Annotated in this window: 9 protein-coding genes; 5 read left to right on the plus strand and 4 right to left on the minus strand. The window is 42.7% G+C overall.

The window, feature by feature from the left end:
- Positions 1-1,060: GUN4 domain-containing protein (locus WN50_RS25665; RefSeq protein ID WP_046282150.1), on the plus strand; the 1,060-nt coding region annotated here is incomplete at its 5' end.
- A gap of 373 nt (positions 1,061-1,433) precedes the next feature.
- Here WN50_RS25665 and WN50_RS36590 read toward each other — a convergent pair.
- On the minus strand, positions 1,434-1,625 hold the full coding sequence (locus WN50_RS36590; RefSeq protein ID WP_235441081.1) for a hypothetical protein: 192 nt from the start codon (positions 1,623-1,625) through the stop codon (positions 1,434-1,436).
- A gap of 84 nt (positions 1,626-1,709) precedes the next feature.
- Positions 1,710-2,171: a class I SAM-dependent methyltransferase gene (locus WN50_RS36595; protein WP_235441080.1), complete on the minus strand. Its 462-nt coding sequence runs from the start codon at positions 2,169-2,171 to the stop codon at positions 1,710-1,712.
- Positions 2,172-2,235: 64 nt separating this feature from the next.
- Here WN50_RS36595 and WN50_RS25675 point away from each other — a divergent pair, with 64 nt between their 5' ends.
- From WN50_RS25675 to WN50_RS25690, 4 genes are all read left to right on the plus strand, one after another.
- Positions 2,236-3,528 (plus strand): ABC transporter substrate-binding protein, encoded by a 1,293-nt coding sequence (locus WN50_RS25675; RefSeq protein ID WP_046282151.1) that lies wholly within the window; start codon positions 2,236-2,238, stop codon positions 3,526-3,528.
- A 73-nt stretch (positions 3,529-3,601) separates the two neighbouring features.
- Positions 3,602-5,191: a serine/threonine-protein kinase gene (locus WN50_RS25680; protein ID WP_046282145.1), complete on the plus strand. Its 1,590-nt coding sequence runs from the start codon at positions 3,602-3,604 to the stop codon at positions 5,189-5,191.
- An 865-nt stretch (positions 5,192-6,056) separates the two neighbouring features.
- A complete protein-coding gene (gene urtA, locus WN50_RS25685) occupies positions 6,057-10,007 on the plus strand; it encodes an urea ABC transporter substrate-binding protein (RefSeq protein WP_046282146.1) in 3,951 nt (1,316 codons plus the stop codon).
- A gap of 112 nt (positions 10,008-10,119) precedes the next feature.
- The gene (locus WN50_RS25690; protein ID WP_046282147.1) at positions 10,120-11,628 is read left to right on the plus strand and encodes a site-2 protease family protein; all 1,509 of its coding nucleotides are present in this window, start codon (positions 10,120-10,122) and stop codon (positions 11,626-11,628) included.
- 114 nt (positions 11,629-11,742) lie between these two features.
- On the opposite strand, the gene WN50_RS25695 is transcribed toward WN50_RS25690, so the two are convergent.
- Positions 11,743-12,702 (minus strand): cytochrome P450, encoded by a 960-nt coding sequence (locus tag WN50_RS25695; protein WP_235441078.1) that lies wholly within the window; start codon positions 12,700-12,702, stop codon positions 11,743-11,745.
- A 15-nt stretch (positions 12,703-12,717) separates the two neighbouring features.
- Positions 12,718-13,107 (minus strand): cytochrome P450, encoded by a 390-nt coding sequence (locus WN50_RS36600; protein ID WP_235441076.1) that lies wholly within the window; start codon positions 13,105-13,107, stop codon positions 12,718-12,720.
- Positions 13,108-13,360: the final 253 nt, after the last annotated feature.

A 13,360-nucleotide genomic window follows, 5' to 3' on the forward strand; every position in this document is an offset into this window, starting at 1 on the left:
CTTTAACGAGACTCAAATTTTACAACTGCTGAAAAAATTACTTCCTGTCTTATATTTTGTTCACCAAAATCAAGTGATTCATCGGGATATAAAGCCGGAAAACCTGATTTATCGAGCTTCAGATCACCAACTGTTTTTAGTCGATTTCGGAGCGGCGAAATTGGCGACTCGTACCGCCTTAGCCGTCACCGGAACAACCATCGGTTCTGCTGGATATGCGGCACCAGAACAAGCTTTAGGAAAAGCCAATTTTAGCAGTGATATTTACAGTTTGGGGGTGACTTGTATTCATCTGTTAACCCAAGTTGAACCCTTTCAATTGTACGATGTGAGCGAGGGAGAATGGGTTTGGCGAGATTATTTAACCAATCCTATTAATCAAAAATTGGGCGAAGTGTTAGATAAGATGTTACAGCAGGCGATGAAAAAACGCTATCAGTCTGTTGGGGAAATTGTGAATGCAATTTCATCTCAAGCTGCACCTTCCAAAATCCTTCGCATACCTCCGCCTCCACCACCCCCAACATCGTTAACAAAAGTAATTGCAGCGCCACCGCCACCGCCCCCAACACAGTTAATAAAAGTAGTTTCAGCCAGAGGAGTAGATTACTCTATTCTGCAATATTTTTTGAGTCAGAAACAGTGGAAAGATGCGGACGAAGAAACTGCTAAACTCATGTTAAAAGTGGCGGGAAGGGACAAAGATGGATGGTTAGATACAGGCTCAATTGACAATTTTCCCTGTGAAGAACTTCGCACGATTAACAACCTTTGGATTAAATATAGTAATGTCCGTTTTGGTTTTACTGTTCAGAAACAGATTTATCTGGAAACCGGAAACAAATTAGGACAATACAATCAAACCGGATGGTATCGTTTTGGGGAGGAAATTGGCTGGAAAACGAAGCATGGATGGCTGACAACTGACAACCTCAACTTTTCTCTATCGGCACCAAAAGGACACCTTCCGAGGGGTTTGGGTCCTCTAGGTCGCCGTGAGGGTGCAAAATTAGGAATATATCGATTAGTTTTCTCTCGTTTGGCGAATTGTAACCTGTAAAATCCAACAATTTATCATCATTATAGATCCCCCCTGCCCCCCAGCAGGGCTGTTTCATTCAAATTTTTGGCGATCGCTAAAACCTAAACTTGGAAGCAATTTCAGCCTTTTTTTTAGGAAAATCTTTGCTCTGAGAAAAAAAACGGCGATCGCCCCCAAACTCAAGAGTCAATTCGTCGGCTTCTCAACAGTTCTGAGTGGTTGCAATTTAACTTTTTACCCCCCGATCCGGTAACAGGTTGGTCTGTTTTAATGCTTTAATCTCTATGGTGAAACCAACTTTAACCAAAGATTTGAGTTGAATTGTGATCGCCATACAGCCAACGTCTTTTAAATCTTCCCCAAGGCTAGAGAACTTCGATTCAAATTGAGATTAGTTTGGAACAATTAACTTGCGATAGCAGCGAGCAGTAATTAAATAGGGATGAAAAACTTCTAGAAAATTCTGTTGAATCGTTCTCAAAAATACATCGATTTTTTTAGGATCATCTAAATGAAATGGAAATTCCTGATGTTCTCCCTTGAAAAAGTACCAATTGAGAATAATTTTGGCTTGATCAGACATCAACTTATGAAACGTGAGTAACTGTTGACTGGGATCAGGTAAATGTTCAAGAACATCAAAACAAAGAATCGTATCAAACTGATTTTATAATGAAATCTCAGACTGAATCTTAAGTTTATCACTCAGTCCTAATTGTTCAATGCGATATCGAAAAAAAGCTTGATTAATCGGGTTAATATCGCAGTAAGTGACCCGTTCGACTTGGGGAGATAAAGCTGCGGCGATCGCATGAGTCCCAATCCCTCCACCAAAGTCTAACACATGACCTTGAGCATAATCCGTAATCAAACGCAAGGTATTCCCAATGTAATCTTGACTGGAGAGATGCCAAGCTCCCAACTCAAATAAATAGATCTCACCGACTTTTTCACGGTAAAATAGAGAAGCATTTTCCCAGTCAAAATCCCGATAACCCAGTTCAGCGAGTAATTGCTGACTCGACTGTAGTTGTGCTTCGAGAGTCGGTTGATCCAACTTTAAATAATCTTGTAAGTGTTGCTTGAGATGAAAAGCATCCTGCTGATAGCTCTGCCAAATACTAGGCATTGAAAATGATAACATGAGCAAGAAAAGACTAAGAAAGTTCCCCAAATCAGATCTTATCATGCAAATGTTCTCTCGGTGTTGGCGAATTTTTAATCAAGGCTTGAAAACCTGGGGAGTCATCCTCCTCAGTCTTTGCTTGTTCGTCTGTGGCGGTTGTCAAGTTCAAACCCCAACTGAACCGGGAGTGATTAATTTAACCCTTTGGCATGGAATTAATCCCCCGCCCAACCGAGATGTCTTTCAAAAATTAGTCAATGGGTTTAATCAAACTCATCCCCAAATTAATGTCAACGCCTATTATATTGGTCAACCCGATCAACAAATGCCGAAAATTTTAACAGCAGTTGTTGGAAACGCCTCGCCTGATATTCTCTGGTATAGTCCTCAAATTACAGGTCAACTGGTTGAACTCGATGCGATTGAACCGATAGAAGAATGGCTGAATAAATCGCCAAGAAAAGCTGAAATTGATCCGAGATTATTTGAAGCGATGGAACTAAATGGACAGATTTGGTCAATTCCAATGGCAACCAATAATACCGCAATATTTTATCGTCCGAGTTTATTTGAAAAAGCAGGAATCACCAAACTCCCTTTAACCTGGGAAGAATTTCGCGTCGCCGCCCAAAAACTCACCCGTGATCTCAATGGAGATGGAAAACTCGATCAACATGGTATCGTTTTACCCCTGGGAAAAGGAGAATGGACAGTATTTACCTGGCTGCCTTTTATGTATAGCGCCGAAGGTGAATTAATCGATCAAGATCAAGTCAACTTAGTGAATCCCGGCGCGATCGCCGCGTTGAAGTTTTGGTCAGATTTAATCACCGACAATTCGGCGATCCTGTCTGCACCAGAACGAGGCTATGAACAGGATAACTTTATTTCGGGTAAGGTGGCAATGCAAATTACCGGGCCTTGGACGTTAGGATTTTTGCAGTCTGCGGGAATTGATTACGGGGTGTTTCCCATTCCCGCCCAAAAACAACAAGCCACCGTTGTAGGCGGTGAACATTTATTTGTAATGAAAACCACTCCCCAACAACAACAAGCCGCCCTGACCTTTTTAGACTATGTGTTGAGTGAGGAATTTCAAACCGAATGGAGTTTAGGAACGGGATATTTACCCGTTAATTTAAAAACCCGTCAAAGTCAAAAATATCAAGATTACTTATCCCAAAAACCCAGTTTACAAGTATTTTTAAAACAGATGGCTTGGGCGCGATCACGGCCGATTATTGCAGGATATCGTCGCTTATCAGAAAATTTAGGTCGAGCCATAGAAGCCTCTCTACTCGGCGAGAACCCGCAAGATGCCTTAAAACAAGCGGAAAACCGTTTGAAACTGATGCTTTAAACTAAAAGTCATCTGATCAGAATCGCGAAATCAAGGGCAGAATTGAATCAATATTTCCAGCCATTACACAACGATGAGTTACTGTATAAATCCTCAATGTCTCAGTCCTGTTAATCCAGATAGCGCCGAATGTTGTCTGAGTTGCGGTGAACAACTGTTATTACAAAATCGTTATCGTCCGATTCAAATCTTAGGAGAAGGCGGTTTTGGGAAGACCTACCTGGCAGTCGATGAACACATTCCCTCAAAACCACCTTGTGCGATCAAACAATTTCATTTTCTTGATCATCACGTTAACCGTTATCAAAAAGCCGCTAAACTATTTCGTCAAGAAGCCGTGCGTCTCGAACAGTTGGGGAAACATCCACAAATTCCCCAATTACTCGCCCATTTCGAGCAAAATAAACAACTTTTTCTCGTTCAAGAATATATTGCCGGAAAAACCTTAGAACAAGAGTTTCAGCAAAAGGGAATCTTTAACGAAGCCCTAATATGGGAACTCTTGCGGGGCTTGCTTCCGGTGTTGCAGTATATTCACCAACATCAGATTGTTCATCGGGATCTCAAACCTGCGAATATTTTACGACGTTCTCCCTTGGCTTTGGAAGCAGAAAACGCTTTAAGCGAAGTTGTTGAACCCATCCTCACTCGCCCTGGAATCTCTAAAACCAGCGCCTCAAACGTTATTTTAAGTTCGCCCTCTGTACGCCGCAAAGAACATCAATGGGTTTTAATTGATTTTGGAGTCGCTAAACTACTGAGCAATACCGCAATCAATCAAACCGGAACGGTAGTCGGTTCTCCGGAGTTTATGGCGCCCGAACAAACCCGAGGAAAGGCATTTCCAGCGAGTGATTTGTATGGTTTGGGGACAAGTTGTTTGTATTTACTAACTGGAGTTTCGCCTTGGCAATTGTATGATGAAGTCAATCAACGCTGGGTTTGGCGAGAGTTCCTGACTCCTCAATCTCGGGTGAGTGAACGTTTAGGGGTGATTTTAGATCGCTTAGTCCAACATTCTCTTGACCGACGTTATGCCAACGCCGAACAGGTCTTACAAGCACTGAATACACCGAAAACAGCAATTACGACCCGGACTCCTCTGAAGCCCCCTTCTCGCCCCAAACAACAGCCGAGTCTTGCTCAATTTCGCTGGAGATTACCTGGGATTGTGACTCAGTTTTTACCCGGTTTGAGTCAACCGATAGATGATCTTAGTTCTGCGGTTGGCGTTGATTATAGCAAGTTACAACATTTTTTAGCCGCGCAAAATTGGAAAGCCGCCGACGAGGAAACTTGGGGCGTATTGTGTCAAGCGTTGGGTCATCCTAAACGCTGTTATCTTCATGCTCTTGAGTTGAAACAACTGCCTAGTCAAGATTTGCGAACAATCGATCGTTTATGGGTCAAATATAGTCAAGGACGCTTTGGGTTTAGTGTACAGACTCGCATTTATGAAGAGGTTGAGGGAGATTATGCTCAATTTTGCGATCGCCTCGGTTGGTTAACTTACAATCCCCATAATCCCTCAGTAGGCTTTAGATTTAATCGCTCGGCTCCGATTGGCCATTTACCGTCTCGAATTTGGATTATCGGTTCGGGCCACTGGTGGCAACACGCCCAGATTATGTCTGAAAAGGTCGTTGAATGTGGTCTTGTATAGTAGTGAACAGTCTTGTAGGAGCGCGCCTGGGACCGAATTTCTGTTTTCCCACAGACAATCTAAATAAACCCGCCCGTGCAGCGATCAAGGACAGGGGGGGAAGCCATTCGCCGTCTAGGATGGGTGAATCAGTCTATGTCAACACCACTCCTTTAAGCAATCCCCCGTGAAGTCAGAAGCCCACGCTATAGCGTAAGCTTGGCGTTGGGTAGTTCACCTTCGATATAAAGCAACGTTAAACTCTGTAACGCATTATTAATATATCTGTGAAAAATGGTAATATTATAAGATTATCAAATCTACACGCATCGGGTAATGATTAACTTTCCCAAAGTCATTCACTCTTTTTTAACCTAAAAGCTGTTCTATAAATGGTATAAAATATGGGTAGAGTTTTAGGTAAAAAGTTAAGCTGAATTGACCGATTAGGGAAGATAATCAGTAGGCTTCTAAACCATTTTTCTCTCAGGGAAGTAAGCATTTGGGGAAGCTGTTAAGTGTATACGATTCTGTAGAGAAGAAGCTCTAAATCCGAAGAAACCGGGGTGATAGAAGATTGTAGAGAGGTTGAATGAATGTCTCTACAGCAGACCAGTCAGCTTCTCCCGTTAAATCGAAGATTATAACGGGAGCTTGCGGAGAAACACTGGACTCCAAGCGGTAAGCAGCTGAATAGCCCACCGAGTTCTTTGACGTTTTTCGGGCGTGCGATCGCCAGATCAGACTTGACCAATCTGCATCTGCGTCGTTGTGAAATTCAAGAGTGTATCTGCTGGGTGTTAACACTCATCAGTGTGAGATCAGGGTGCAGGACATCACAGGACCCGTGACGGGTTGTTGTTCTTTAAACCAGTAGTGACAAGCTATGCCAGGTGTACGAGTCGGAATATTGCATTCATTGAGTGGGACAATGGCGATTAGCGAATCTCCGCTCATTGATGCTGAACAAATGGCGATCGCTGAAATTAACCAAGCTGGAGGTGTTTTAGGTCAGCTCATCGAACCCGTGATTGTAGATGGTGCATCCAGTCCGGCAACATTCGCCTCACAAGCTAAAAAACTCATTCAACAACATCAGATCAATGCCATTTTCGGCTGTTGGACATCGGCGACACGTTTGGCAGTCAAACCGATCGTAGAAGCCTACAACGCTCAACTGTGGTATCCCATCCACTATGAAGGACTAGAAAACTCCCCTAATATTTTTCATACCGGAGCTTGTGCCAATCAACAAGTCGAACCCACCGTTCACTGGTTGATGCAAAACATCGGATCACGGTTTTATCTCCTCGGTTCCGACTATGTTTTCCCCCACACCGTCAATAAATTAGTGAAAATCCAACTCAAAGCACTGGGGGGAAAAGTAGTCGGGGAAGCCTATGCCCCTATGGGAACACAAGACTTCAGCGCCATTATCACTCGCATCCAACAAGCCCAACCGGATGTCATTTTGAACACCCTCACCGGGGATAGCAATATCGCCTTTTATCGTCAGTTTCAAGGGGCAGGTTTAACCGCTCAAGACATCCCGATTATGGCGACATCTGTCTCCGAAACCGAACTCCAAACCATCGGAGAAGCGGCTGTCGGACATTTAAGCTGTTGGAGTTACTTCCAAAGTCTCGACACCCCAGAAAATCGGCAATTTGTTGCCAACTTTCAAGCCAGATATGGGGATAATCGCGTCACCAGCGATCCGATTGAAGCTGCTTATACCCAAGTTTACCTCTGGAAAGAAGCCGTTGAACTGGCTCATTCCTTTGATGTTGATCGCATTCGCACGGCTGCCTATGGGGTCAGTTTTGCGGCTCCGGGGGGATTTGTGTGCATCAAACCCAATCATCATGTTTCCAAAGTTTGTCGCATTGGTCAAGCCTTACCCAACGGACAATTTGAAGTGATATACTCCACACCCAACCGCATCAAACCCCTTCCCTGGCTAGGATTTGAAGAAAGCCATTTCAATACCTCGGAAATGGTGACTCATTTACTAGCTGAAGTCAGTCATAGCATCGAACGAGCCGAACAACTCGAACAAAAATCCATTGAACTCGAAGCGACTCAAGCCCAACTCAAGCAAGAAATCGAAGTTCGCAAGCGCTATGAAGAACAACTCAAAAAGATTAACGAAAACCTGGAACAAATCGTTGAAGAACGTACCGCCGCCCTCAAAGAATCCAATGATCGTTTAGTCGAAGAAATCGTCGAACATAAACAAGCCCGTCTCGCCCTGCAAACCGCCAATACTCGCCTACAAGCCGTATTAGAAGCCGTACCCGGAACCGTTTCTTGGGTAGAGTCTGATCTGCGCTACATCGAGGTGAACCAAAAACTCGCCGATATGTTCAATATACCTCGGGAAAAATTTGCAGGTCAGCACATTGGTTTTCTTGGATCTAGCTCTGATTTTAACGACTTTGTACAAAAATTATTTGCTAGTCGGGATCTCGAAATGTCTCGGGAAGTGATGACCAATATCAATAATCAACCCTGCTATTACTTAGTCGTTGCTCGGAAATATGATAACAACAAAGCAGCATTTGTCGTCGGAATTGATATCAGCGAACGCCGACGCGCAGAAGAAGCCCTCAAACAAGCCAATGCTCGTCTACAAACCGTATTAGAAGCGGTACCCGGAACAGTATCTTGGATAAGTTCAGATCTGCGCTACATTGAAGTCAATCAAACCTTAGCCAACATTCACAGCCGCCCCCGTGAAGATTTTGCCAATCAACCGATAGGATTTTTGGGCGGAGGTTCCCAGTTTAACCAATTTGTTAAACAATTATTTAACCAACCTGAAGTGAATGCCTATCGGGAAATTTCGGCTCGGGTGAGAGGTGAACGACGACATTATATGATTGTTGCTCAAAAGTACAATCAAAACAAAGAAGCTTTTGTTGTGGGGATTGATCTGAGTAATCAAAGACGAGCAGAAGCCGCTCTAGAAAATACTCAAGATCAGTTACAAGCTGTTTTAGATGTTGTACCCGGAACGGTTTCTTGGATTAGTTCAGACCTACATTATTTAGGCGTTAATCGTTATCTTGCAAAAACCTTTGAATTAACTCCCGAAGAATTTGTCAACAAGCATATTGGTTTTTTAGATGTTAGTCCGCAATTTAACCAATTTGTTCGAGATTTCTTTGCCAGTTCAGAATCGGATGCTCAACGAGAAGTTGTCTCAATCGTCAGAGGAGAACTGCGGAATTATTTGATTGTTGCTCATAAATATAATCAGAAGAAAGCCGCCTTTTTTGTCGGAATAGACATCACCGCCCGTAAACAAGCAGAAGCCAACTATCGCAGTATCTTTGAAAATGCCGTTGAAGGAATTTTTCAAACGACACCAGAGGGATATTTTATGAGTGCAAATCCTGCTTTAGCAAGGATTTATGGTTTTGAATCTCCCGAAGTTTTAATCAACAATTTGACTCATGTGGGAAATCAACTCTATGTTGATCCCGAGCGTCGTCAGAAATTTGTACAAATCATTCACCAACAGGGCGCTGTTGTCAATTTTGAGTCCCAAATTCGCCGGGTTGATGGTCAGTTTCGTTGGATTTCTGAAAATGCCTCAGCCGTGCGAGATAATCAGGGGAACCTGTTGTATTATGAAGGAACAGTCGTTGATATCACCGAACGCAAACAAGCCGAAGATGCACTTCAACAGGCAATGGATGTTTTAGAGTCACGAGTAGAAGAACGCACGGCTGAATTAGTCAGAGAAATAGCAGAACGTCGGCGTATTGAAGGGGCTTTGCGATCGTCAGAAGCCGAACTCAGAGCCTTGTTTGCAGCCATGACCGATGTAATTACCGTCTTTGATGCTCAGGGAAATTACAAGAAAATTGTCACCACCAATTCAGAAGTTTTGTACAGTCCGACACCAGATCGGTTAGGAAAAAGTATATTTGAAGTGTTTCCCCCTGCACAAGCTCGAATGTTTTATAGTCACATTCAAAGAGTATTAGAAACCGGAAAAACCCTGAATGTTGAGTATAGTTTGCCCTTAGAACAATCAGAATCGGGTAAACTGCAAACGACAAATTCTCCCCTCAACCCCGAAAGCACAGAATTAATTTGGTTTGCTGCAACCGTTTCTCCCATGCCCAATAACTGCGTAATTTGGGTAGCGCGAAACACCACTGAACGGCGTCGGGTACTTGATGCGTTGCGAACAGAACAGCAAAAATCTGAGCGTTTGTTGCAGAATATTTTACCCCGATCTATTGCCGAACGACTCAAACAAGCTCCCCATTCGATTGCTGAACGCTTTGATAAAGCGACGATCATGTTTGCAGATATCGTTGATTTTACCGGATTTTCTTCTCAAATTGCCCCCACAGAATTAGTCGATGTACTCAATGAGATCTTTTCAGCCTTTGATGGGTTAGCCCAAAAACATGACCTAGAAAAAATTAAAACCATTGGAGATTCTTACATGGTTGTCGGCGGTTTACCCACGCCAAAAGATGATCATGCAAAAGCGATCGCAGAAATGGCGTTAGATATGCAACAGGAAATACACCGCTTCCAACGCCATGATGGTCAACCGTTTCGTCTGCGAATTGGCATTAATACCGGGCCAGTCGTAGCCGGAGTCATCGGAACCCGCAAATTTATCTATGATTTATGGGGAGATGCGGTTAATGTAGCCTCCCGGATGGAGTCTCACGGAGAAACCGGACGAATACAAGTCACCACCGCAACTCAGGGGTTATTGAAAGATCAGTATATCTTTGAGGAACGAGGGTTCATTCAGGTCAAAGGCATTGGTCGTATGATGACTTATTGGCTGAAGGGGAGAAAATAGTCTATTTTTAACGGCTAACTAGATTCTGAAAGATTTTGCTGAGGCGTTATCCTAAACTAGAGGGATGCTTGATCGCCTCAAGCGTTGTCTGCTCCAAGTTTGAAGGTCTAGAATGTTTACTGCGTTTGACAATACAACTATTTTCATCCTATTCATTGCCCTGGGAATCGTGGGTTGGGGTTACTATCGCGCTCAACCCTATGGTAAACTCGGGGTTCTATCTTGGTTGCAGTCAGTGGTTTTAATGGCACCTTGGTTGCTCTTTTTTGCACTGGCGGCTGCCGGAATTTACCTCAATCTAGCCAGTATCCTCTTTTTATTCCTAGCTTCAACAGGACTATACATCATCTTCGGTCGAAAACTGCGGGTTTTAGCCAGTGAGGATCAGCAAAAACGTTCTGAGTCTCAAGATCATTCTACCGTCCCCGAGAGCGACAAACCCAGCGAACCCGAAGAAAAAACACCCGTCGAGTCTGTTGAAACCCTCTCACTCTCTCAAGACAAACCGACACCTATTCCCGCCGAAGATCTGAAAATTATTCAAAGTATTTTTGGGATCGATACTTTCTTCGCCACCGAAACTCTACCCTATCAAGAAGGGGTAATCTTCAAAGGAAACCTGCGAACCGACGCCGATAAAGCTTATACTCGCTTATCCGAGAATTTGCAGCAACAAACAGGCGATCGCTTCCGACTGTTTTTAGTTGAAAACCCCGAAGGAAAACCCGTTATTATCGTTCTTCCCCGTAAAAACGATCCTCAATCGACAACAATTCCCCAAAAGGTCTTAGCGATTATTTTACTATTAGTCAGCGTTTTCACCACCTTTGAAGCGGGAAGTTTGTTACTCGGATTTGACTTTTTTACTGAACCTAACCGTTATGCTGAAATTCTACCCATTGCGATCGGTTTATGTTCCATTCTCGCTATCCATGAAATTGCTCATCAACTGATGGCAAAACGTCATCAAGTTAAATTTGGCTGGCCGTTTTTTATTCCCACCATTCAAATTGGAACGTTTGGGGCGTTTAACCGTTTTGAATCTATTCTTCCCAACCGAACCGTTTTATTTGATGTCGCTTTAGCAGGGCCAGCAGCAGGCGGTTTACTCTCACTGGGAATGCTGTTAGTTGGGTTAGTTTTATCTCATCCCGGCAGTTTCTTTCAAATTCCCACTGAATATTTTCAAGGATCAGTTTTAGTCGGAACCTTAGCCAAAGCGGTGTTAGGTTCAGCATTAAATGAACCGATTGTTGATGTTCATCCTTTAATGATTATTGGCTGGTTAGGATTAGTAATTACAGCGATTAATTTGATGCCAGCCGGACAACTAGATGGGGGACGCATTCTACAAGCAATTTATGGGCGTAAAATTGCCGGACGTTCAACATTAGCCACCTTTATTGTACTGGCAATCGCTTCCTTAGCAAACTCTCTAGCATTGTATTGGGCAGTGGTTATTTTAATCCTACAACGCAACCTAGAACGCCCCAGTTTAAACGAATTAACCGAACCCGATGATACTCGCGCAGCGTTAGGATTATTAGCATTATTTCTAATGATTGCTACCCTATTTCCGTTAACTCCAGCCCTAGCCAGTCGCTTAGGAATTGGCGGTTAATTCTAGGATAATCCAGAGTTTTAAGGAAAAACTCACCACAAAAACACGCGGATTTCCTCTTTGTGTCTCTGTGTCTTTGTGGTTTTTATTCTTTTCCTTTTTTCAGTTCCATCTCTACGCTTTAACCCGCATTGGAACCCCATTTTCGGGAGTAAACGTTAATCCTCGACGGACAGGTTTTATCGGGCGATTTTCAGTTAATGTGAGTTGTGTTTGAGTCAATACCGTCGCTAACACTAACTTCATTTCTAACAACGCAAACGCATACCCTATGCAGCGACGATTTCCACCGCCAAACGGGAAAAATTCATAGGGCGAAAACTGACGTTCGAGGAAACGTTCAGGCCGAAACTGTTTAGAATTGGGATAAATATCTTCCCGATGATGTACTAAATAAATACAGGGAATTAATTGTGTTCCCGGTTCAAACTGATAGTCCAGAATTTCCATCGGAACTTTCAACTTGCGAACAAACGCAAATATAGCAATCGGATAAATTCGCAAAGTTTCTGAACAAACGGCATTCAAATAGGGTAATTTCATCACCGCACTCGGATCAGTTTCCAGATCACATTGGCTGAGTTCATCCAATAATTTATCTAAAACTTCCGGCTGATAATGAACCCAATAAAACGCCCAAGCCAATGCAGAAGCGGTTGTTTCATGCCCTGCAAACAGCAACGTCATCAACTCATCTCGTAATTCTTGATCACTCATCGGTTCGCCATTTTCATCTCGCGCCGCCATCATTAAACTTAGAATATCTTCACTCATCGGTTGATTTTTGCGATCGCGAATTTCGGCATACAGCAGTTGATCAATTTGATTTCTTAGCCGTATAAATCGCCCCCAAGGACTCCAAGCACCCAAATCTTTTTGAAAATTAGGAAAGAACAAAAAGCTGGCTTTAAACGGCGAATTAAACGTATCTAACCATTCACTCAGCAGTTGTCGCAATTGTTCAAAGCGTTCACCTTTATCTAAGCCAAAAACCGTATTCAAAATCACCCTCAAAGTGATTTCTTGTGTTACATTTCGCATTTGAAACGGTTTATCTTTCGGCAAAGATTGCATCACTCGCTGGGTAATTTAAGACATTGTTTTACCATAAGCTTTCATTCGTTCCCCATGAAAAGGAGGCATCAAAAGTTTGCGTTGTTGAGCATGAGTATTCCCATCCAAAAGCACTAAAGAAAAATCCCCCAATAAAGGTTGAAGACTTTTGTTACTATTACCCGAATCAAAACAACTTGGGTTCAGTGTAAAAATTTGTTCAATCGCTTTTGGATCACTAAATATGGCATAATTTGGAAAGCCTGTTGATGCGCCGCCAAAATTATCTCCGTAACGCGCCCGACTTTCTTCAAGATAGTCTAAATGATTAAAAAGCGCTCGTGCTGTTTGCCACCAAGCAGGGGTTTTGACAAGATGAAGCTGTTTAAAAGTTTTTGCAGTCGGTGAGGGTGTAGTGGTTGTCATCTGCAATACTCCTGTATTCAGGGTCTTTTATTCTTCTACTGTTACACATTTTAAATATTCTATCTAGGGAAGATCGGAAAGTTAAACCGGAACTTAAAAAGAAATTTTTAAACAGTCTCAAGTATTGATTGCCAGAATTCAAGTTTAATTTAAACCATAAAAAATTTTTACTCTTAACTTTATTTGATTGCTTTTTTATCACTTTTTAAATGTTACAAACATTTGCAAAACATAAAATTTAATGATATAGTGT

Source organism: Limnoraphis robusta CS-951 (assembly GCF_000972705.2).

What these genes read in the sequence shown, in the direction of transcription:
- WN50_RS36590 (WP_235441081.1), bottom strand. Translation starts at nt 1,625, where the DNA reads ATGTCTGATCAAGCCAAAATTATTCTCAATTGGTACTTTTTCAAGGGA.
- WN50_RS36595 (WP_235441080.1), bottom strand. Translation starts at nt 2,171, where the DNA reads ATGCCTAGTATTTGGCAGAGCTATCAGCAGGATGCTTTTCATCTCAAG.
- WN50_RS25675 (WP_046282151.1), top strand. Translation starts at nt 2,236, where the DNA reads ATGTTCTCTCGGTGTTGGCGAATTTTTAATCAAGGCTTGAAAACCTGG.
- WN50_RS25680 (WP_046282145.1), top strand. Translation starts at nt 3,602, where the DNA reads ATGAGTTACTGTATAAATCCTCAATGTCTCAGTCCTGTTAATCCAGAT.
- urtA (WP_046282146.1), top strand. Translation starts at nt 6,057, where the DNA reads ATGCCAGGTGTACGAGTCGGAATATTGCATTCATTGAGTGGGACAATG.
- WN50_RS25690 (WP_046282147.1), top strand. Translation starts at nt 10,120, where the DNA reads ATGTTTACTGCGTTTGACAATACAACTATTTTCATCCTATTCATTGCC.
- WN50_RS25695 (WP_235441078.1), bottom strand. Translation starts at nt 12,702, where the DNA reads ATGCAATCTTTGCCGAAAGATAAACCGTTTCAAATGCGAAATGTAACA.
- WN50_RS36600 (WP_235441076.1), bottom strand. Translation starts at nt 13,107, where the DNA reads ATGACAACCACTACACCCTCACCGACTGCAAAAACTTTTAAACAGCTT.